Here is a 20260-nt window from a genome sequence, read left to right on the forward strand (position 1 = left end):
CGGTCGGCCGGGCCACAGTCGTGGCCCGGCCTACTCGCGCCTGGGTCAGGGCACCGCCACCAGCTCCGGCGCGGCTGCCGGCGGATCGGCCGGGGCCGGCTTCGGACGCGGGCGCCGGAAGCGCGGCGCCCACCAGTTGGCGTCGCCGAGCATGGTCATCAGCGCCGGCAGCACCACGGCACGGATGATCGTGGCGTCCAGGAGGATCGCCGCCGCCAGGCCGATGCCGAGCTGCTTCATGTCGATGGTGCTCAACGTGGCGAAGATCGAGAACACGCCGACCATCACGATGGCCGCGCTTGTCACCACCCCCGCCGACGAGGTGATGCCGTACGAGACCGCATCCCTTGTGGACATGCCGGCCAGGACCCCCTCACGGATCCGGCTGACCACGAACACGTGGTAGTCCATCGAGAGGCCGAAGAGCACCACGAAGAGGAACAGCGGCAGCCAGGACACGATCGCGCCCATCGACGTGAAACCGAGCAGCCCCTCGGCCCACTCACCCTGGAACACCAGCACGACAAGCCCGTACGCGGCACCGGCGGAGAGCAGGTTCAGCAGGATCGAGCTTGCCGCCACCACCACCGACCGGAAGGTGAACACCATGACGAGGAAGGTGAGCACCAGCACGAACCCGATCACCAGCGGCAGCTTGCTCTTGATGTGCTGCGCGTAGTCCTCGCTGTCGGCAACGCTGCCGCCCACCGCGTACTCGATCCCGGGAATGCCCCGCAGCTCGGCCGGGACGAGGTCGTCGCGCAGCTTCTCCAACGACTGCACCGACCGGTCGTCCCGGCTGGCGTACGGGGTGGCGATGTCCAGCACCGACACCTGCCGGTCGGCCGACACCTCGATCTTCGGGCCGTCCGCCTCGGCGGCGGCGAACAGCGGGTCACCGGCGGCACGGCCGGCCAGGCCGGTGAGCGCGGCGTGGACCCGGTCGGCCTGCTCGGCAGGCGCGCGGACCGCCACCACATGGTTGGTGCTGGTGCTCGGGAAGGCCGCGGTGAGCCGGTCGTACGCCTGCATCGCCGGCGTGGTTCGCGGCAGGTCCTCCATGCCGGGGAACTTCAGCTTCATGCCGAGCGCGGGTGCGGCGAGCGCGAGCAGCAGGCCGACCGAGATGACGAGGGTCGCGACCGGTGCGCGCAGCGCGGGCCGGAGCACCGCCGGCCAGAGTCGGGGCGCGCGGGGTGCGCCGTTGCGGTCGGTACGCGGCGCGGTCAGGCGCCAGAGCAGCGGCACCCGGGGACGGTCGACCCAGCGACCGAGCCTGGCCAGCAGGGCCGGCAGCACTGTCAGCGAGCCGATCACCGCGACGGCGACCACGAGGATCGAGCCGACGGCCAGGGACGAGAAGACCACGTCGCCGGCGAGCAGCAGCCCGGCCATCGAGATGATCACCGCAAAGCCGGAGACCACGACGGCGTGCCCGGAGGTCTCCGCGGCGATCTCGACAGCGTCCAGGCCGGAACGACCCTTTGCCCGCTCCTCGCGTTCCCGGCGGATGTAGAACAGCGAGTAGTCGACACCGACAGCCATGCCGATCAGCAGGATCACCGGTGCGGTGGTGTCGGTGGCCGGCACCAGGTGCGAGGCGAAGGTGGACAGACCCATCGCGGCGGCGACCGAGGAGAGCGCCAACAACACCGGCACGCTCGCGGCGATCAACGCGCCGAACGCGATGATCAGGATGGCAAGTGTGACAGGCAGGCTGAGCAGCTCGGCGCGCTTGAAGTCCTTGCCCAGGGTGTCGTCGAGGGCCTGGTTGATCGACGGGCCGCCGACCTGCTCGACGCGCAGCGCCGGATGCGCGCCCTGCACCGTCGCTGTCGCGTCCCGCAGCGGCTGCACCCGGTCCGACGCGGTCCCCGGATCACCGGACATGGTGATCGGCAGCAACACCGCCGACGCGTCCCGCGCGGTGACCGGTTGGCCGACCCCGGCGACCCCCGGGACGGTACGCAGCCGGGCCGCCGCGTCGTCGGCCGCCGTCTTCGCAGCCACCAGGTCCAGGGACCCGTCCCGGGCGGTGATGAGTACGTTCTCCACGGCCGGGTCGTCGAAGGCTCCGGAGTCGACGATCACGCCGGCCCGCCCCGCCTCGCCGATCGCCTGGTCGTTGTTCGTCGCCTCGTTGAGGCCGACGGCGTTGCCGCCCACGAAACACACCGCCACGAACACGGCCCACAGCGCGATCGCCCGCCACGGATGCTCGGCGCTCCACCGCGCCATCCGCACCGTCACCGGTCTTGCGCCCATCTCGGGTCCCCCTGTCACGTCAGCCCTTGTCAACGGTGCTGACGCTAGGGACGGGACGGGACGATCACATCGGGGATCGGCCCCGGCCTGCCCCGGAGTCCCTCCACGATGGGTGGTGGGCCCTCGGGGTCGGTGTCAACCCCCCACCCGGTCCCCTAATCGGGGGACGATCCGGGGAGCCGGCCGCAACCCGCCGACGCCGACCCGGAGGCCGCTCCGGGTCATCCCCGAAGGGAGCCCCTGGGCCGGGGCTGACAACGCGGGCAGCTGTACGAGGAGCGGTTCATGAACGCCTCTCGGCGGACGGGCGTGCCACACCGCCGGCACGGCTCGCCCTCGCGGCCGTACACGTTCAGCTCCCTGTCGAAGTAGCCGCTCTCGCCGTTGACGTTGACGTAGAGGGCGTCGAAGCTGGTGCCACCCTCCTTGATCGCCTCAGCGAGCACGTCGCGGACGTGGCCGAGCAGGCGCTGGGCTGCCGGGCCGGTCAGCGCGTCGGTGGGCCGGACGCCGTGCAGCCGGGCGCGCCAGAGCGCCTCGTCGGCGTAGATGTTGCCCACCCCGGAGATCAGCGTCTGGTCGAGCAGGGCGCGCTTCACCTCGGTCCGCCGACGGCGCAGCGCGGCGACGAAATCCGTGTCGGAGAACTCCGGGTCCATCGGGTCGCGGGCGATGTGCGCGATCTCCGCGGGCAGCTCGGCGCCACCTTCACTCACCGAGAGCCCACCGAACGTGCGCTGGTCGACGAAGCGCAGCTCCGGCCCGTCATCGGCGAACCGGAACCGGACCCGCAGGTGGGTCTCGTCCGGAGTGCCGGGCGGCTGGAGCAGCAACTGCCCGGACATGCCGAGGTGCCCGATCACCGCGTCGCCGCTGTCCAGCGGAAGCCACAGGTACTTGCCGCGGCGGCGGACGTCCAGCACGGTCCGGTCGGCGAGCACGTCGGCGAAGTGCGCCCCACCCGGGACGTGCCGCCGGACGGCGCGCGGGTGACGGACCTCGACCGAGGCGATCCGCCGACCGATCACCCACTGGGCGAGCCCCTGCCGTACGGTCTCCACCTCAGGCAACTCAGGCACGGCGTACACCGGTTTCGTGGCCGTCGGCGCCCCCGGCCGGCATGGACTGCGCCAGGTGGTCGGCCTGCTCGCTCTGTGCCGCCCGCTCGGCGCGCTCCAACGGCCCGAACGACCCGTCCCCGTCGGTCAGGTCGGTCGGCTGGTCCCGGTGGTCGGCGCTGGCCTGCCCGTTCGGGCTGTCCTGGCTGTCCTGGCCTTCGTCGTCGGGGCCGTCCTGCTCGGCGAGCGTCCGCCAGGCCGCCTCGGCAGCCCGCTGCTCGGCCTCCTTCTTGCTGCGCCCCTCGGCGCCGCCGTACCGGTTGCCGGCCACCACGACCCAGGCGGTGAACGTCTTCAGGTGGTCCGGACCGGTGCCCTCGATGCGGTACTCCGGAACGCCGAGCCCCAACGCCGCGGTCAACTCCTGGAGGCTGGTCTTCCAGTCCAGGGCGGCGCCCCGGCCCGCCGACTCGGCCATCAGCGGGTCGAAGAGCCGGTGGATCACGATCCCGGCGGTGTCCAGCCCGTACTGGAGATAGATCGCGCCGAGCAGCGCCTCAAGCGTGTCGGCGAGGATGCTCGCCTTGTCCCGCCCGCCGGTGGTCTCCTCGCCCTTGCCGAGCAGCAGGTACGCGCCGAGGCCGTCCGGCCCCAGCCCGCGCGCCACGTCGGCGAGCGCCCGCATGTTGACCACGCTGGCCCGCAGCTTGGCCAACTGGCCCTCGGGCAGGTCGGGGTGGTTGTGGAACAGCGCCGTGGTGATCACGACGCCGAGCACCGAGTCGCCGAGGAACTCCAGCCGTTCGTTTGTCGGCAGGCCACCGTTCTCGTACGCGTACGAGCGGTGGGTCAGCGCCCGTTCCAGCAGGTCCGGCTCGATGCTGACGCCAAACGCGGCTTCCAGGTGACCGACGGACGCCCGCCGCCGCTTGTCGTTGCTCATGATGTACGTACCTCGGTGTCGGTGGAGCGGTCGGAGCGATCGGCCACGGCGTCGCCGTCGAGCAACGCGGAAACCAGGTCGGTGGCGCGTCTCCGCCACAGGTGGGCGGCGAGGGCGATGCCGGAGGCGACGTCGTCGGCGCCGGCGGAGCCGTGGCAGACGACCACCGTTCCGGCGACGCCGAGCAGAGCGGCGGCACGGGGCGCGCCGCCACCGACGGGCGGGCCGCCGGCCATCGCGTACGCGCCCTCGATCGCCTTGAGCAGCACGTTACCGGTGAAGCCGTCGGTGACCACCACATCGGCGCGCGCGCCGAGCGCCACGTCGTACCCCTCGACCATGCCGACGTAGTGCGCGCCGCCGGGCAGCGGCTCGACGGCGAGCAGGGGGTCGGTGGCGCGGCGTACCCGGTCGCCCTTGCCGGCCTCGGTGCCGACCGAGAGCAGGCCGACCCGGGGCGCGGGGATCGAGTGGGCGACCGCGGCGTACGCGGCGCCGAGAACGGCGTGCCGGGCGAGGGTCGCCGGGCGGGGCTCCAGCGTGCCGCCGACGTCGAGCAGCACTACCGGGCCGGCGACCGCGGGCAGGGTGGCGACCAGGGCGGGTTGGCGGATCTCGGGCCAGCGACCCAGGCCGAGCACGGCGGCGGTGACAGTGGCGCCGGTGGCGCCTGCGGAGACCAGCGCGTCAGCGGTGCCGTCGCGGACGGCGGTGACGACGGCCCGGACGGTGCTCTCCGCGCGGGCAGCGCTTGGATGGTCGGCCATGCCGACGGCATCGCGGACCGGCCGCACGGTGATCCGGGCCCGCTGGGCCGGGCCGAGGGCAGCGATCAGCTCGTCGGCGACCTCGGTCGGGCCGACGAGCAGCAGGTGCAGGTCAGGGTCGGCGCGCATGGCCCGCAGAGCGCCGTCAACCACGACGGCGGGAGCGTCGTCCCCGCCGAGGAGGTCAACGGCGATCCGCGCGGTGCCCCGCTCCGCCGGAACACCGGCCGGGTTGGGCCGGCCGGTGTCGGAGGGAGCCGGGGCACCGGGCGAATGCCAGGGTGCGCGCGCCGCCCGACCTGGGGTCGGGGGCGTCACTCGGCGTCCAGGTCAGACCTCGAGAACCTGGCGGCCGTTGTAGGTGCCGCAGACGGAGCAGGCGGCGTGCGGCAGCTTCGGGGACTTGCACTGCGGGCACGCGACGGTCGCGACCACGGTCGCCTTCCAGTTCGCCCGGCGGGACCGGGTGTTGCTGCGCGACATCTTGCGCTTGGGGACGGCCACGGTTCTTACTCCTCTGTACGGGTCAGTTGCGACAGGCCCGCCCAACGCGGGTCGATCTGCTGGTGACTGTGGTCGGCCGGCAGATCGTCCCAGTGCGCCCCACATTCGGGGCACAGTCCTGGGCAGTCCTCCCGGCAGCGCGGGTTGGTCGGCAGCGTGAGCACCAACGCGTCCCGCAGCGCCGGCTCCAGGTCGATCAGATCGCCCTGCATCCGGCCCACCTCGTCCTCGTCGGTCGTGGCGTCCGTGGTGCTGTTCTCGTACGCGTACAGCTCCTGGATCGTCACGGCCATCGAGTTGTTGATTTCGCGCAGGCAACGCCCGCACTCGCCCCGGACGGGACCGGTGATGGTCCCCGAGACGAGCACACCTTCGGACACCGACTGCAACCTCAGATCGAGGGTGAGGTCCGCGCCCTCCGGCACGCCGATCAACTCCACACCGAGGTCCGCCGGTGCCGGCACGACCCGCTGGACCTCACGCAACGCGCCAGGGCGGCGCGGCAGGTCCCTCGTGTCGAGGACCAGCGGCGACCTGGGGTCGAGTGTCGATGGCGAGTGCTTGGGCATAGTCAGACTCCGGCCGGTGAGAGGCCGACAAAAAAGGTTACCTGGGCGACCGCCGGACCGTCGAACCGGGGGCGACGCCCGCCCTTGAGTGTCGGCTGGTGAGGTGCCGCTCAGAAGGGTAGCGGGCGTTCCGCCTCATCCCCACCGAAGGTGCCGATCTCCCGCAGCGCGTGCATCTTGTCGCGGCCACGCTCTATCGAGGCGAGCGCCCGGGTGAGGAACTGCTCGAAGTTGGCAAGGGCCGTGTCGACGTAGTCGTCGACCTCCTCGCGCAGACGCTGCGCCTCGGCCCGCGCTTCGGCGATGATCCGGGCCCCCTCGTGCTCGGCCGACACGGTGATCTCGTTCACCGAGACCAGGCGGGCGTGTTCTGCCTCACCCTCGCTGATGATCCGGTCCGCCTCGCGCTTGCCCGCTTCCATGATCTTGTCGCGCTCGTCGAGGAGCGCGGCGGCGCGGCGCAGGTCGGCGGGCAGGTCGGCACGCATCTCATCGAGAGCGGCGATCATCTCACCCCGGTCGACCATGCAGTTGTTGCGCGACATCGGGACGGAGCGGGCCTGCTCCACCATGGCGATCAGTTCGTCGATGCGATCGAGCGGGTCCACCGGTACCTCACTCCTGTCGTTCGTCGGCCGACCTCCATGATGCGGGCTACGGCCGGTTCCCTGCTCCACCAATCATGTCGTGCCCGCCCCACCCACGCCCCATCCACCCCAACCCGGCGCGTCGCGCCCTCATCGCGCTCCGCGATCCTGGCACCGCCGAAACCCGTCGATCTTGCACTTTCTGCCTCGACAATTGCCGCACCTACGCACATTCCCGCGACCACAACTGCAAGATCGCGGGAGTGGAAGGCGGGGTGCGGGGTGGGGGCGGGCTAGGGGTGGGGGGTTAGGCGGGCTTGTAGGGCTTCTCGCACTGTGTCGGGGACGTGGGCGGAGATGTCGCCGCCCCACTTGGCCACGTCCTTGACGAGGCTGGAGGAGAGGAACGAGTAGAGGGGGTTGGTCGGCATGAACAGCGTCTCAACCCCGGCCAGCCCGATGTTCATCTGGGCCATCTGCAACTCGTAGTCGAAGTCGCTGACCGCCCGCAGGCCCTTGATCAGCACACTCGCCTGCTGGGCCCGGCAGAAGTCGACGAGCAACCCCCGGAACGACTCCACCCGCACGTTGCCGTACGAGGAGGTCACCTCGCGGAGCATGTCGATCCGCTCCTCGACGGTGAACAGGCCACTCTTCGACTGGTTCACCAGCACGCCGACGATCACCTCGTCGAAGAGCCGGCTGGCCCGACCGATGATGTCGAGGTGACCGTTTGTCACAGGGTCGAACGAGCCGGGACACACCGCGCGTCTCATGATCGGCGACCGTACCAAAGCGTGGTCTCGCCGTAACGGCGGCTACGCCCGGGGGTGATGCCCTCCACCCAGTCGAACTGCCTGGTCCGGCTGGACCGCTCCACCACCACGAGCGCGTCGGGCGCCAGCCAGCCGCCGTCGACAAGCGCTGTCAACAGCGCGGTGATCTCCGCGTCCGGCACGGCGTACGGCGGGTCGGCGAAGACCACGTCGTACGGTCCGCCGTCCGGGCCGGCCGCCAGCGCTGTCGCCACCTTGCCGGCGACCAGTCGGACGGCCGCACCGGCCCGCAGTGTCGCCACGTTCTCGCGAATCACCCGGGCAGCCCGGGGATCGGACTCCACGAGCAGGACGTGCCGGGCGCCCCGGGACAGCGCCTCCAGCCCGACCGCGCCGGAACCGGCGTACAGGTCGGCGAAGCGCACGCCGTCGAGGTCGACCTCGGCCTGCACGGCGCTGAAGAGCGCCTCGCGGACCCGATCCGATGTGGGTCGGGTGCCCGCACCGGGTGGTGCGGCGATCCGCCGGCCGCCGAGTGTCCCGGCCACGATCCGGGTCATCGCCTCCTCCTGCTCATGGCCCCGACGCTACGCGACCCGCCGAGGGCGGCAACCGACACGGTAGGTATCGACACGATGATCACGTGATCACTTCTCGTATATCAATGATCTCAAATTCATATCATTAGCCTTAGTGAATCCTGAGGCCTGTATCACTCGCGGCGATCTCGCTAGGGTCTGCCGGGTGCCGGCGGCAACCCACCGGCCCACGGCATCGGGAGGGCGCTTCACCGTCCGGACGTGCAGCGACCGTCCACCGTCCCCCCTGCCACACCCCTGACGCTTCAGCACTCCAGGAGTACCCGTGATCCGTCCCAAGCTGTCGCTACGGCGACCGCTGGCCGTCCTGGGAGCCGCCCTCATCGGCCTCGCCGGGGTCGTCGCGGTGGCCGCCCCAGCCAGCGCGCACCACACGACCATCACCGCCACCGCCGACTGCGACAAGCGCACCGGCGAGCGCGTGATCACGTGGAAGGTGGAGAACAGCGAGCGCGACAAGGCCGTGACGCTCAAGACTGTGACCTCCGAGCCCGCGACCGAGGTGACAGTGCCCGTCCGGGGCGCAACCTCCGTACCCCTTCAGGGTTACGTCATCGAGAAGCGCGGCTCCGTGCAGGCCGTCCAGCGGGTGCCCGGTGACACCGCCACCGCCAAGCTGACGGTGTTCGGCAAGTGGCAGAAGAACGGCAAGGAAGCCACCAACAACGGCAGCATCAACCTTGCCGCCGACAGGTCCTGCACGCCGGCGCCGAAGTGCATCGACGCCAGCAAGGCCAAGTACAGCCACAAATTCGACGGCCCGAAGGGCACCGCCACCGTCAAGCTCGACGGTGACCTGCCGCTGTGCGGCGAGGGCAAGCAGTGGTTCACGCTGGTGTCGTACTTCGCGCCGCGGCCGCAGTTCGCCACCCCGCAGTACGTGTACGGCACGCCGGACAGCGACTGGATCGGCGGCACCCAGACCGAGATCGAGCTGAACGTCGAGATCCCGGACTGCCACACCCAGGTCGACCTGATCTGGGGTGACGGCGAGCAGGTCATCGACCCGCTGGTCGAGGGCGGCAAGCGGTACGACAACAAGAAGCTCGGCTCGCCGGGCGCGCCGGGCAACCGGTCCAAGGGCGTGCAGGGCTGGTACAACGGCGGAGACAAGAGCTGCACCACCCCGGCGTCGACCTTCGCGTCCAACTGCGACGGATCGGTGGCCGTCTCGCTGAGCAACGACGGCAAGATCAGCAAGTACCCGGTCGAGTTCGAGGTCAAGGGCGAGGACGGCTGGTCCAAGAAGGTCTCCGTCGAGGCGGGCAAGGCCGACAACAGCATCGTGGTGCCGGCTGCCAACGCCGGCAAGATCGAGGTGCTTGTCGACGGCAAGGTGGTGGAGAACGGCACGTACTCGTGGCAGCGCCCCGAGGACTGCCCCCTGCCGGCCGTCACCACCGAGGCCGACTGCAAGAACTTCGCGCTCACCGTGACCAACCCCGAGGGTGGTCTCCCGGTGAAGGCCACCTTCACCTACGGCGACAAGACCGAGACCCGTACGGTGGCCGCCGGCGGCTCGGAGAAGGTGACCTTCAAGGCCGGTAAGGCCGAGTCGGCGCTCGTCACCCTGCCGGAGATGGACCTGGAGCTGGAAGCCATCTACACGCCGGAGGAAGACTGCGGCGGCGGTGGCGGTGGCGGCGACGAGCCGGGTCTCCCGGTCACCGGTGCGGCGGCCGGCGGCATCGCCGCCGGTGCGATCGCCCTGCTGATCGCGGGCGCGGTGTTGTTCGTCATCGCCCGGCGGCGTCGGGTGACCTTCACCGCCTGACCTTTTCGGCCCACGGGCGCGTCGACCAACCGGTCGACGCGCCCGTGGCCTGTTCGGGTCCACTTCGGAAGGGGCGACGCCGGGCTCGACAGTGACCGGACGAACACGTATCGGCGATCAATGATCACGAATCAGTTAAGTTGCCTTCCGGCAATGATCTGAACTCCCCAGATTCACCATTGATCAGTACAGTCACCCTCTGTTCCCGCCTCGCGCGGGAGCATCCCGCGTCGCGACGCCCCGTTGAGCAGACGACCCGCACAGGCGTCCCGCCTCCCGGCCTCCCGCACGCGATCCGTACTCCCCCTCACCAGGAGCCTGCGTGAACCCTCCCAAGTCTCCGTTGCGGCGCATCGCGGCCATCGCCGCCGGCGCGCTGATCGGTCTCGTCGGTGTCGGCGCCCTCGCCGCGCCCGCCAGTGCGCACCACCCCGAGCCTTCCGGCACCTACTGCCTGGCCGCAGACGGCCTGACCACTGTGACGTGGAAGGTCGGCAACAGCGAGAACATCACTGCCGAGGTCACGGCGCTCAAGTCCAACGTGCCGAACGAGTTCAGCGGCAACCTGGCCGTCGGCGCCACCCTTCCGAAGAAGGGCGAGGGTTTCCTCACCGCCACCCAGACCCACCGCTTCAAGGAGCGGAAGCCGAAGATCGAGCTGATGGTCGAGGCCCGGTGGGTGCGCCCCAACCGGATCGTGACCGAGCACCGGACGGTGGCGGCAAAGCCGGCCGGTAACTGCGCGGCCCAGCCCACCACGCCGCCGGCCAGCCCGACGCCGACCGCCACGCCGACCGTGAGCGCGTCGCCCACCCCGAGCGTGCCGGCGTCGCCCAGCCCCAGCGCGACCACTGTCTCCCCGACGCCGACCCAGAGCCCGTCGGAGACCCCGACGGCTCCCTCGGTACCGGTCGAGCCGGTGGGCACTGTCGAGTCGACCTGCGACAAGCTCACCTTCACGGTGGAGAACCCCGCCGACGGTGAGACCGTCACCCTCACCCTGACCCCGAACAAGGGCGAGGTGAAGACGCTCACCGTCAAGCCGGGCGAGACCGGCTCTGTCTCGTTCCCCGCGACCGAGGGCCTCACCGTCACTCCGGCCGCCGATGGTCTCGACGACACCGAGCCGATCGCGTGGGAGAAGCCGGCCGAGTGCGACGGTCAGGGCGGTGGCCTGCCGCTCACCGGCGCGAACACCACCATGATCGCCGGCGGTGCCGTCGTGCTGCTGGCCGCCGGTGCTGGCCTGTTCGTGATGGCGCGCCGTCGCCGGCTCCGCTTCACCGTCTGAACCGAACCGCGCTGAAACCCGAGGGCGCGTCGACCACCCGGTCGACGCGCCCTCGGGCATTTCCGCCTCGGCCCGCAGTTCGGCTCAGCCGCAGTTCGGCGCCTCTCGCGGTCAGCGCAGTGACCGGCGGCGACACCGAGGACAGGTCTCATGCGCGTCCTTTGCTCTGCTTAACTCGACGCAACGGTCGCTGTCCGCATACCGGACGTTGCCTGTTGCGTCCGTTGAAGCAGAGCAAAGGACGCGCGGAGGTACCACCGCCGGGCAGGCATGACGGCAGGCAGACGTGACGATCCAACCCAGCCCATTTCGACCGCCACGAGAAGGTGCGGCAGAGCCTTTAGACGCAGTCAGCCCTTTTCCAGGTACTCGGCGCGGTCCTCGTCGACAAGGGCCGCGACCGACGCGGCAAGCGCCGGATTACCTGTCAACTCCGGGTCGTCCTCGATCAACGTGATCGCCTCAGCGCGAGCGTCGCGGATCAGGTCGGCATCGCGCCGCAGCGACAGCAGCCGCAGGTGCGAGCGGTGTCCCGACTGGGTGGCACCCAGCACGTCACCTTCGCGGCGCTGCTCCAGATCGAGCTCGGCGAGCTTGAAGCCGTCGCTTGTGGATGCGACCGCGTCCAGCCGTTCGCGCGCCGGCGACCCCTCGGCCGCCTCGCTTACCAGCAGGCAGAGCCCGGCGGCGGAGCCCCGGCCGACCCGGCCCCGCAACTGGTGCAGTTGTGAGACACCGAACCGGTCGGCGTCCAGCACGATCATCACTGTCGCGTTCGGCACGTCCACGCCGACCTCGATGACAGTGGTCGCCACAAGCACATCCAGGTCACCGGCGGCGAAGGAGCGCATCACCGCGTCCTTCTCGTCGGCCGGCAGGCGGCCGTGCAGCACCCCGATCCGCAGCCCGTGCAGCGGCCCGTCGGCAAGCAGCGGGGCCACCTCGGTCACGGCGAGAGGCGGGCGACGGCCGTTGTCGTCAAGCGGCGGTTCCTCGTCCTCCGACGTCGGGCCCTCCCCGATCCGCGGGCACACCACGTACGCCTGATGGCCTGCGGCCACCTCCTCGCGCAGCCGGCGCCACGCCCGGTCCAGGAAGGCCGGCTTCTCGGCGGCCGGCACCACGTGCGAGGCGATCGGCGACCGCCCTCGGGGCAGCTGGGAGAGGGTGGACACCTCCAGGTCGCCGTAGACGGTCATCGCCACAGTGCGCGGGATCGGGGTGGCCGTCATCACCAGCACGTGCGGCGGCTGGGCGGCCTTTGCCCGCAACGCGTCGCGCTGCTCCACGCCGAAGCGGTGCTGCTCGTCGACCACCACCAGACCCAGGTCGGCGAAGTCCACCCCCTCGTAGAGCAGGGCGTGGGTGCCGAGCACGATGCCGGCGTTGCCGCTGGCCACCTCGCCGAGCGCCCGGCGTCGGGCCGCCGCACCAAGCGACCCGGTCACCAACTCGACGCGTGTGGCGTGCTCGGCGGAATCCAGCTCGCCGGCCCGGCCCAGCGGCCCGAGTAGGTCGAGCATGCCGCGGTGGTGCTGCGCGGCCAGCACCTCGGTGGGCGCCAGCAACGCGGCCTGCCCACCCGCGTCGACCACCTGGAGCATCGCCCGCAGCGCCACCACCGTCTTGCCCGAGCCCACCTCGCCCTGCAACAGGCGGTGCATCGGGTGCGGTGCGGCCAGGTCCTCGGCGATCTCCACGCCGACGTCACGCTGCCCGGCGGTCAGCTCGTACGGCAGTCGGGCGTCGAACGCGTCCAGCAGGCCGCCGGCGCGCGCCGGACGGGGGCGGGCCGGCCAGTCGGCGGCCCGGTGTTTGCGCTGCACAAGGGTCAACTGGACGGCGAACGCCTCGTCCCACTTGAGGCGCCGCCGCGCCCGGTACAGCTCCTCCTTGCTGGACGGCCGATGGATCTCCCGCAGGGCGGCGCCCAGGCCGACCAGGTTGCGGCTGGCCCGCACTGCGGCCGGCAGCGGGTCTTCCGGTGGGGTGAACGTGTCCAGTACGACACGCACGCAGCGGGCGATGACCCAGGTCGGAACGGCAGCGGCAGCCGGGTAGACGGGGATCAGCGCGCCGGCGAACTCCTCGATCTCGTCGCTGACCGCCGCCTCGCCTTCGCCGCCCTCGCCGAGCAGGACGTACTCCGGGCCGTTGAGCTGTCGTTTGCCCCGGAACTCGGTGACCTTGCCGGCGAACAGGCCCCACCGGCCCGGACGCAGCTCACGCTCGCGCCACGCCTGGTTACCGAAGAAGGTGAGCGTCAGCATCCCGCCGGAGCCGTCGCCGACTGTCACCTCCAGCAGGTTGCCCCGGCGCTGGCGCATGGGGCGTACGGCGGTGCGCTGCACCTGGGCCAGCACGGTGACCTGCTCGCCGACGTCCAGCGAGCGGATGTCGGTGTGCTCGCCGCGCTCGTCGTAGCGGCGCGGAAAGTGGTAGATCAGGTCACCCGCGGTGTGCAGGTCGAGCTGGGAGGCAAGGGCCTTGGCCGTCTTGTCGCCCACGAGCTTCTTCAGCGGAGTGTCCACCGTGGCCGGCTCACTCATTCGACCCCCACCAGGAGCGGATAGAACGGCTGGCCGCCCGGGTACGCGTGCACCTCGACGAACGGCCAGCGCCGCTCGACGTGCGCCCGGACGGCGTCGGTAAGCCCGGGAGGCGCGTCCACACCGGCCAGCAGTGTGACCATCTCGCCGCCGCCGCCGAGCATCTGGTCGACCACCGCGGCGCACGTGTCGGTGAGGTCGGCGCCGATGAGGTGCACCTCCCCTTCGACAAGTGCCAGCACGTCCCCCGGGCGGCACGGGCCGGCGACTGTCAACGCGTCGCGGCTCGCGTGGCAGACCTCGGCGTAGCGGCAGGCGCCGGCCGCCTCGGCCATCGCGATCACGTCGTCCTCGAAGCGGCGGGTGCCGTCGCGGACTGCGAGGGCCGCGAGAGCCTGCACCGGTGAGCGGGTCGGCACCACGCTGACCTTGATGCCGTGGCGGTGTGCCTCGCGGGCCGCCGCGCTCGCCACCGCCCCGGTGTTCGGGTTGTTGGGCAGCACCACCACACGGGCCGCGCCGGTGCCGCGTACCGCCTCCAGCAGTTCACCGATGGACGGGTTGCCCGGCACGACTGTGGCGCCCTCGGCGGCGAACAACTCGGCGATCCCCGCTCCGGTGGCGACCACAACTGCGGCACGACCGGCCTCGACCGGAACAGGGGGCGGCTCCGGCTGGTCGGCGAAGCGGGTCACCGAGATCCGGTACGGGCGGCCGGCAGCGACACCCGCCTCGATCGCCGCGCCCACGTCGTTGACGTGCACGTGCACGTTCCAGGTGGCGTCCGGCTCGCGCCCGTCGCCGACCACGACGAGCGAGTCCCCGAGCGTTGCCAGCGTCCGACGCAGCACGGCCACCGCGTCGGCCGGGGCGTCGAGCAGATACTGCACCTCGTAGGCGTACTCCTCGGAGCCGGTCTCCCTGGCGACCGCGGCGGCCGGCCGGGCGGTGCGCGGCGCCGGCGCGGGCCCGGTGGCGGTCTCCCCGGTGAGGACCTCGACCAGGGCGTCGAGCAGGACGCAGAGGCCCCTGCCGCCCGCGTCGACCACGCCGGCGCGGGCCAGGGCCGGCAACTGCTCCGGGGTACGCGACAGCGCCTCGGCCGCCGACCGCGCGGCGAGCCGGGCCACCGCCGGTAGGTCGTCGCTGTCGGCCCGCTCGGCTGCGGCGGCTGCCGCGGCGACCACCGTGAGGAGGGTGCCCTCCACGGGCTGGCCGACAGCGGCGTAAGCGGCGGTGGTCGCGGACCGCAGCGCGACGGTGAGGCCCCGACCGCGCACCGCCGGCACCGCGGCCACGGCGTCGGCGAAACCGCGCAGGATCTGCGAGAGGATCACACCGGAGTTGCCCCGCGCGCCGAGTAGTGCGCCCTGGGCCATCAGCCGCAGCGCGTGCCCGTGCGCGGTCGGGCCGCTGTCGGGGAGGGTGTCCAGGTCCATCGAGAGGGCCTGCTGGGCCGAGGTGAGGGTGAGCACCAGGTTGGTGCCGGTGTCGCCGTCGGGCACCGGATAGACGTTGAGCTGGTCGATCTCGCCCTGGTGACGCTTCAACGCGGCCAGCCCGCTCGCGCACCAGCGGCGGACCGCGGCGGCGTCGAGGGTGTCCAGCACGGCCAGAAGCCTACTGGCGCACACCGACACGCGTCGGACTCGCCGGGTGTGTCCGTCCGCCCACCGCCTCCGCCCACCGCCTCCCGCCCACCGCCGTCCGGCCGGGGCGGAGCGCTCCGGTACCGTTGCCGCCGGACCGGCCGCCACCAGGCGGACGGCCCCACCGGCAGGCCGGCCGCGAACGCCCGCTCGACCGGGCCGGTTCGCCGGGCCGGTGGGTCATCGGGTAACCTGACCAGGTTGCCCGCGCAGCGCCTGCCGGCGACCTCATGAACGTTTCAATCCCAGGAGTATCCCGTGGCTAGCGTGTGCGACGTCTGTGGCAAGGGGCCGGGCTTCGGCCACAACGTGTCCCACTCGCACCGGCGGACCAACCGCCGCTGGAACCCGAACATCCAGTCGGTGCGTACCCCGGCCGGTGGTGGCAACACCAAGAAGTTGAAGGTCTGCACCTCGTGCATCAAGGCCGGCAAGGTCACCCGCGCCTGACGCGGCGGCACCACCTCTTCTCGTTCGGCTCAGCCGGCGGACCCAGCGGTCCGCCGGCTGAATCGTGTCCGAGTCCTGAGCTGCCCCGCTGGTCGGAGCCCGCGCGGTCGCCGGGCTGCCCGGCCGGTCAGAGCGCCCGGCCGAAGGACACGCAGCCCTCCGAGTCCTTGTAGAAGCCGAAGTTCGGGATCCGGTCGTAGCCGGCGGACGTGTACATGGCGATCGCCTCGGGCTGGCGGTCCCCGCACTCCAGGATCATCCGCTTGCGGCCCTGGTCACGGGCCGACCGTTCGACCGCCGCGAGCACCATCCGCGCCACGCCGCGCCCACGGGCCGCAGGCGCGGTGTACATCCGCTTCAACTCCGCTGTGTCCGGGCCGTGGGCGCGCCAGCCGCCGCAGCCGACCGGCTCGCCGCCCAGGTAGGCGATGACGAACGCACCGTCCGGCGGCTCGAACTCGGAGGCGGCCACCGGGGTGTCGTCGCCGGTGCCGCCGTAGCGGGCCCCGAGGTCGGCAAGCGCTTCCTTGATCAACTGCTGCGCCACCGGCGCGTCGAACCGCGCCAACCGGATCTCGATCTCACTCACGGCGTCCAGGGTACGGCCGGCGCGGGGCCTCACCGGAAGTGGTCCCAGCCCCTCGGCCCGTCGTAGGCGCCCCCGTCCACGGTCACCCCGGCACCCGCAGTGACCAGGCCGATCGGCCGCCACTCCGGCGGCAACGCCACCTCCGGGGGGAAGGTCGCGGCAAGCGCGTGGTCCTCGCCACCGGCAAGGATCCAGGTGTACGGGTCGACGCCGAGCGCCCGCGCCGCGTCGGCCATCTGCCGGGGCACCTCGAACACCTCCCGGCGTACGTCGATCGCCACCCCGCTGGCCTTCGCCACGTGCCCGAGGTCGGCGAGCAACCCGTCCGACACGTCGATCATGGCGGTGGCGCCGAGCACTGCGGCCTGCGGCCCGGCCGCGTACGGCACCTGCGGCCGCCGGTACGCCTCGACGAGCAGTCGGGGCGTACGGAAGCCACGGGTGAGCACTGTCAGCCCGGCCGCCGCGTACCCGATGCGCCCGGCCAGGGCCAGCACGTCCCCGGGACGCGCGCCGGAGCGCACCACCGGCGCCCGGCCACCGAGGTCACCAAGCGCTGTCACCGCGATGGTCAGGGTGGGGCTTGCCGACATGTCCCCACCGACAACGCTCGCGCCGACCGTCGCCGCCTCGGCGGCCAGCCCGTCGGCGAGCCCTTCCGCCCAGCTCGTCTCCAGCTCCGCCGGCATGCAGAGGGCCACCAGCAGCGCGGTCGGGGTGGCGCCCATCGCCGCGATGTCGGCCAGGTTGGCCGCCGCCGCCCGGTGACCGACGTCGCACGCCGAGCACCAGTCCCGCCGGAAGTGCCGGCCATCGACGAGCACGTCGGTGGAGGCTGCCACCCGGCCGTCCGGCGCGGCCACCACCGCCGCGTCGTCCCCCGGGCCGAGCACTGTCGTCGGGCCCATCGCCAACCGGGCGGTGACCCGCCCGATCAACCCGAACTCGCCGATCCCGGCCACGCTGGCGCCACCGCCGGCGTTCCGCCCGTCCTGCCCGGCACCGCCGTGCTCGCTCACCGCTGCTCCTTGACCACCGATAGGGATCAGACCTGGTCCGTAAGGTAGTTTCACCCTTCGGGCCGCCCCTGGGCGGCGACGGACGGAGGTCGAGTCGTGGTACAGGCGTACATCCTCATCCAGACCGAGGTCGGCCGCGCACGTGACGTGGCGGGTCTCATCGCGGACATCGCCGGCGTCGTACGCGTCGACGCCGTCACCGGGCCGTACGACGTGGTCGTCCTCACCGAGGCGAACACCGTCGACGAACTCGGCAAACTCATCGTCAGCAAGGTGCAGATGGTGCCCGGCATCACCCGCACCCTCACGTGTTCGGTGGTGCGGCTGTAAGTGGACGAGATGACGACCTCCTCGGCTGCTCTCGACGACGACGGCACGCGCGACGCGGCCGACGGGACATCCGAGCGGGGTGACGGTAACCGCGCGAGCGACGACCCGTCTGCCGACGCGCCGGCCGGCCGGGACCGGACCACCCGTAGCGCCGCACTGCTTGCCACGCTGATCGCGATTCCGGTCACGCTGCTGGTGGCCGTACTGGCCTTCACGAAGCTCACCCCGGACACGCCGGCCGCCGCGCCGAGCCCGTCCGCCACGGCCCCCCGGGCGCAGTCCACCGCCCCTGTCGAGATGGCCGCCCCGGCGCTGGCCACCCGCCCGGCCACGGTCTGCCGTGCGCTGCTCTCCCAGCTGCCGCAGTCCATCCGCGACCTGGCCCAGCGCCCGGTCACCGCCGGACCGGAGCAGAACGCCGCATACGGCGATCCCGCACTCACCGTTGCCTGCGGGGGCGCGGAGCCGAACTTCCCGGCCACCGACGAGGTCTGGACCGTCAACCGGGTCTGCTGGCATGCCTCCGAGCAGTCCGACGCGACGGTGCTCACCACCGTCGACCGGGAGACGCCGGTGACGGTACGCGTCCCGCGCTCCTACGAGCAGCCGTTGCAGTGGGCGGCGCCGATCTCCGACGTGATCGTGGCCTCGGTGCCCTCCGGCGGGGCCATCCCCTCCGGCTGCCAGCGCTGATCGGGCCGGACCGCCGTTCGGTACGCCGGACGGCCGGCGCCGGCATGCTGCCTGCCGGTCGGCGAGGGCCGACAGTGCTGACTGCCGACCGTCCGGTGGGCCTCAGTGCAGGCCGACGCCGCGCCGCTGGGCGGTACGGATCAGGCGGTTGACGAGCTTCGGATACTCCAGCCCGGAGGCCGCCCACATCCGCGGGAACATCGACGTCGGTGTGAACCCGGGCATCGTGTTGATCTCGTTGAGGTAGACGTCCAGCTCGGGGGTGACGAAGAAGTCGGCCCGGGCCAGACCGGCGCAGTCCAGGGCGGTGAACGCGCGGACGGCGTACTCCTGCACCTGGCGGGTCACCTTCTCCGGCAGACCGGCCGGAATGTCGTACTCGCAGGAGTCGTCGAGGTACTTCGCCTCGAAGTCGTAGAAGTCGTGGTCGGCGACGACCCGCACCTCGGCCAGCACGGACGCCTCGGGCACGCCGCCGGCCTCGCCCTCCAGCACGCCACACTCGATCTCGCGGCCGACGATCCCGGCCTCGATGATGACCTTCGGGTCGAACTGCCGGGCGGTGGCGACCGCCTCGTCCAGCCGCGCCCAGTCGGTGACCCGGGTGATGCCGAACGACGACCCGGCCCGGGACGGCTTGACGAACACCGGCAGGCCGAGACGCTCCTTGTCCTGCTCGCTGAGCGTCATCCCGTTGCGCAGCACCGTGTACGGGCCGACCGGGATACCCTCGGCCGCGCAGAGCTTCTTTGTGAACTCCTTGTCCATGGCGGCGGCGGAGGCGAACACGTTCGCCCCGACGTACGGGATGCCTGCCATTTCCAGCATTCCCTGGATGGTGCCGTCCTCGCCGTACGCGCCGTGCAGGACGGGGAAGACCACATCGACGTCGGCGAGCACCCGGGGGCCCTCGGTGGGGTCGAGCACCATGAGGCCGTTGCCGGTGGGGTCCGCACGCAGAACGATGTCGTCGCCGGACTCTGCGGTGATCTCCGGGAGCTGGCGGGCATTGATGGCGAGCTGGGCGGGGTCGCCGCTTGTCAGCACCCACTGGCCGGCGCGAGTGATGCCCACCGGCACCACCTCGTACTCGTCCGGGTCGAGCGCACCGAACACGCTGCCGGCGCTGACGCAGGAGATGCCGTGTTCCGGGCTACGGCCGCCGAAGACGATCGCCACGCGGGTCTTGCCTGGGGTGGTCACTCCGGTCACCTCTTCGTACGCGACTGCGGCTGGTCGTGCTCGCCGGTGGCGCTCACCCGGTTGACCTTACTGTGCGTGGCGGTAGGGCGAGGCGATACCCGGCGAGCCACGAAGCGACGCGGCAATCGGTCAACAGAGGTTATACGGTGCGTTACGGGCGATCAGTTCCGCGCGTGCCGACGGCCGACCGCGATGACCTTGACCCGCTGGCGGCCGGCCCGCACCATGCCCAGGGCCATGAACGCTCCGGCGATCCGGTCGGCGGCCTCCCTGCTGCTGGCGCCGACCACCTGTCGTCGCCGCTCGGGGGCGATGCGCTCGTTGCGGTCGATGCCCTCGACTGGACGCACGTCGGTGAGCACGACCAGGAATCGGGTCATCTCCTGCCGTCCGGGGGAACGGCGAGGCACTCCGGGCCGGTATGCACGTCGTCTCCTTCCGGCAGGCCGAAATGACGGCGGCACGCGACGATCGGGTACGGGGGAGAAACCCGATCGCCGCGCGCCCTATCCCCTCCGGTCACTCACCACCACCGTCGCCACGACAACCGGCAGTGAGGACGTGGTGACAGCGTGACACGTACATGGCCGTGAATGCAACTCTCATCGGCGCGGTCCCATACACACATTCCCGCAAATGTGTGCG

Annotated in this window: 20 protein-coding genes; 5 read left to right on the forward strand and 15 right to left on the reverse strand. The window is 71.6% G+C overall.

From position 1 onward, the window contains the following. Window positions 1-45: 45 nt before the first annotated feature. From ACLQ23_RS14260 to rsmD, 9 genes are all read right to left on the reverse strand, one after another. Window positions 46-2265 (reverse strand): MMPL family transporter, encoded by a 2220-nt coding sequence (locus ACLQ23_RS14260; RefSeq protein WP_355632879.1) that lies wholly within the window; start codon window positions 2263-2265, stop codon window positions 46-48. A gap of 221 nt (window positions 2266-2486) precedes the next feature. Beyond that, window positions 2487-3344, reverse strand: coding sequence for a bifunctional DNA-formamidopyrimidine glycosylase/DNA-(apurinic or apyrimidinic site) lyase (gene mutM / locus ACLQ23_RS14265; protein WP_355593667.1), 858 nt, complete (start codon window positions 3342-3344; stop codon window positions 2487-2489). After that, entirely contained in the window at window positions 3337-4266 is a 930-nt protein-coding gene (gene rnc, locus ACLQ23_RS14270) for a ribonuclease III (protein ID WP_355593665.1), read from the reverse strand. The genes mutM and rnc overlap by 8 nt, the downstream gene beginning before the upstream one ends. After that, window positions 4263-5228 carry a phosphate acyltransferase PlsX gene (locus tag ACLQ23_RS14275; RefSeq protein ID WP_355632882.1) on the reverse strand — a complete coding sequence of 322 codons (966 nt, stop codon included), beginning with the start codon at window positions 5226-5228 and terminating at the stop codon, window positions 4263-4265. Before ACLQ23_RS14275 ends, rnc begins: the two co-directional genes overlap by 4 nt. Before the next feature lie 135 nt (window positions 5229-5363). Beyond that, window positions 5364-5537, reverse strand: a complete 174-nt coding sequence (rpmF, locus tag ACLQ23_RS14280; protein WP_030335284.1) for a 50S ribosomal protein L32 — start codon at window positions 5535-5537, stop codon at window positions 5364-5366. A gap of 5 nt (window positions 5538-5542) precedes the next feature. Next, a complete protein-coding gene (locus tag ACLQ23_RS14285; protein ID WP_355593663.1) occupies window positions 5543-6106 on the reverse strand; it encodes a YceD family protein in 564 nt (187 codons plus the stop codon). A 110-nt stretch (window positions 6107-6216) separates the two neighbouring features. After that, window positions 6217-6714 carry a hypothetical protein gene (locus tag ACLQ23_RS14290; RefSeq protein WP_210906964.1) on the reverse strand — a complete coding sequence of 166 codons (498 nt, stop codon included), beginning with the start codon at window positions 6712-6714 and terminating at the stop codon, window positions 6217-6219. Window positions 6715-6986: 272 nt separating this feature from the next. Further along, the gene (coaD, locus tag ACLQ23_RS14295; protein WP_355593661.1) at window positions 6987-7469 is read right to left on the reverse strand and encodes a pantetheine-phosphate adenylyltransferase; all 483 of its coding nucleotides are present in this window, start codon (window positions 7467-7469) and stop codon (window positions 6987-6989) included. Further along, entirely contained in the window at window positions 7466-8029 is a 564-nt protein-coding gene (gene rsmD, locus ACLQ23_RS14300; RefSeq protein WP_355632876.1) for a 16S rRNA (guanine(966)-N(2))-methyltransferase RsmD, read from the reverse strand. The genes coaD and rsmD overlap by 4 nt, the downstream gene beginning before the upstream one ends. Window positions 8030-8333: 304 nt before the next feature. On the opposite strand from rsmD, the gene ACLQ23_RS14305 reads away from it, so the two are divergent. Together ACLQ23_RS14305 and ACLQ23_RS14310 are read left to right on the forward strand one after the other, a co-directional pair. Beyond that, entirely contained in the window at window positions 8334-9842 is a 1509-nt protein-coding gene (locus tag ACLQ23_RS14305; protein WP_425880719.1) for a cell wall anchor protein, read from the forward strand. Between the two features lie 322 nt (window positions 9843-10164). Next, window positions 10165-11133: an LPXTG cell wall anchor domain-containing protein gene (locus ACLQ23_RS14310; protein WP_355630969.1), complete on the forward strand. Its 969-nt coding sequence runs from the start codon at window positions 10165-10167 to the stop codon at window positions 11131-11133. Between the two features lie 350 nt (window positions 11134-11483). On the opposite strand, the gene recG is transcribed toward ACLQ23_RS14310, so the two are convergent. Continuing rightward, entirely contained in the window at window positions 11484-13682 is a 2199-nt protein-coding gene (gene recG / locus ACLQ23_RS14315) for an ATP-dependent DNA helicase RecG (RefSeq protein WP_355630966.1), read from the reverse strand. Beyond that, window positions 13679-15292 (reverse strand): DAK2 domain-containing protein, encoded by a 1614-nt coding sequence (locus tag ACLQ23_RS14320; RefSeq protein WP_355630964.1) that lies wholly within the window; start codon window positions 15290-15292, stop codon window positions 13679-13681. The genes recG and ACLQ23_RS14320 overlap by 4 nt, the downstream gene beginning before the upstream one ends. Window positions 15293-15589: 297 nt before the next feature. Here ACLQ23_RS14320 and rpmB point away from each other — a divergent pair, with 297 nt between their 5' ends. Beyond that, the gene (rpmB, locus tag ACLQ23_RS14325) at window positions 15590-15781 is read left to right on the forward strand and encodes a 50S ribosomal protein L28 (RefSeq protein ID WP_011905179.1); all 192 of its coding nucleotides are present in this window, start codon (window positions 15590-15592) and stop codon (window positions 15779-15781) included. A gap of 127 nt (window positions 15782-15908) precedes the next feature. Here rpmB and ACLQ23_RS14330 read toward each other — a convergent pair whose 3' ends face one another. Together ACLQ23_RS14330 and ACLQ23_RS14335 are read right to left on the reverse strand one after the other, a co-directional pair. Further along, complete coding sequence (locus tag ACLQ23_RS14330) at window positions 15909-16370, reverse strand: GNAT family N-acetyltransferase (protein ID WP_355593649.1); 462 nt, start codon at window positions 16368-16370, stop codon at window positions 15909-15911. A gap of 29 nt (window positions 16371-16399) precedes the next feature. Next, window positions 16400-17332, reverse strand: coding sequence for a thiamine-phosphate kinase (locus ACLQ23_RS14335; protein ID WP_425735912.1), 933 nt, complete (start codon window positions 17330-17332; stop codon window positions 16400-16402). A 153-nt stretch (window positions 17333-17485) separates the two neighbouring features. Here ACLQ23_RS14335 and ACLQ23_RS14340 point away from each other — a divergent pair, with 153 nt between their 5' ends. Beyond that, complete coding sequence (locus ACLQ23_RS14340; RefSeq protein ID WP_007456453.1) at window positions 17486-17719, forward strand: Lrp/AsnC ligand binding domain-containing protein; 234 nt, start codon at window positions 17486-17488, stop codon at window positions 17717-17719. Between the two features lie 9 nt (window positions 17720-17728). Continuing rightward, window positions 17729-18412: a DUF3515 family protein gene (locus ACLQ23_RS14345; protein ID WP_355593645.1), complete on the forward strand. Its 684-nt coding sequence runs from the start codon at window positions 17729-17731 to the stop codon at window positions 18410-18412. Between the two features lie 102 nt (window positions 18413-18514). Here ACLQ23_RS14345 and ACLQ23_RS14350 read toward each other — a convergent pair whose 3' ends face one another. Together ACLQ23_RS14350 and ACLQ23_RS14355 are read right to left on the reverse strand one after the other, a co-directional pair. Beyond that, the gene (locus ACLQ23_RS14350; RefSeq protein WP_306272541.1) at window positions 18515-19615 is read right to left on the reverse strand and encodes a D-alanine--D-alanine ligase family protein; all 1101 of its coding nucleotides are present in this window, start codon (window positions 19613-19615) and stop codon (window positions 18515-18517) included. 161 nt (window positions 19616-19776) lie between these two features. Continuing rightward, on the reverse strand, window positions 19777-19995 hold the full coding sequence (locus tag ACLQ23_RS14355; protein ID WP_355593643.1) for a hypothetical protein: 219 nt from the start codon (window positions 19993-19995) through the stop codon (window positions 19777-19779). Window positions 19996-20260: the final 265 nt, after the last annotated feature.

The sequence above is a fragment of the Micromonospora sp. DT41 genome, assembly GCF_049841715.1.
In the GTDB taxonomy this organism is placed as follows: domain Bacteria; phylum Actinomycetota; class Actinomycetes; order Mycobacteriales; family Micromonosporaceae; genus Micromonospora; species Micromonospora profundi.

What these genes read in the sequence shown, in the direction of transcription:
- ACLQ23_RS14260 (WP_355632879.1), bottom strand. Translation starts at nt 2,265, where the DNA reads ATGGGCGCAAGACCGGTGACGGTGCGGATGGCGCGGTGGAGCGCCGAG.
- rnc (WP_355593665.1), bottom strand. Translation starts at nt 4,266, where the DNA reads ATGAGCAACGACAAGCGGCGGCGGGCGTCCGTCGGTCACCTGGAAGCC.
- ACLQ23_RS14285 (WP_355593663.1), bottom strand. Translation starts at nt 6,106, where the DNA reads ATGCCCAAGCACTCGCCATCGACACTCGACCCCAGGTCGCCGCTGGTC.
- coaD (WP_355593661.1), bottom strand. Translation starts at nt 7,469, where the DNA reads ATGAGACGCGCGGTGTGTCCCGGCTCGTTCGACCCTGTGACAAACGGT.
- rsmD (WP_355632876.1), bottom strand. Translation starts at nt 8,029, where the DNA reads ATGACCCGGATCGTGGCCGGGACACTCGGCGGCCGGCGGATCGCCGCA.
- recG (WP_355630966.1), bottom strand. Translation starts at nt 13,682, where the DNA reads ATGAGTGAGCCGGCCACGGTGGACACTCCGCTGAAGAAGCTCGTGGGC.
- ACLQ23_RS14345 (WP_355593645.1), top strand. Translation starts at nt 17,729, where the DNA reads ATGACGACCTCCTCGGCTGCTCTCGACGACGACGGCACGCGCGACGCG.
- ACLQ23_RS14355 (WP_355593643.1), bottom strand. Translation starts at nt 19,995, where the DNA reads ATGACCCGATTCCTGGTCGTGCTCACCGACGTGCGTCCAGTCGAGGGC.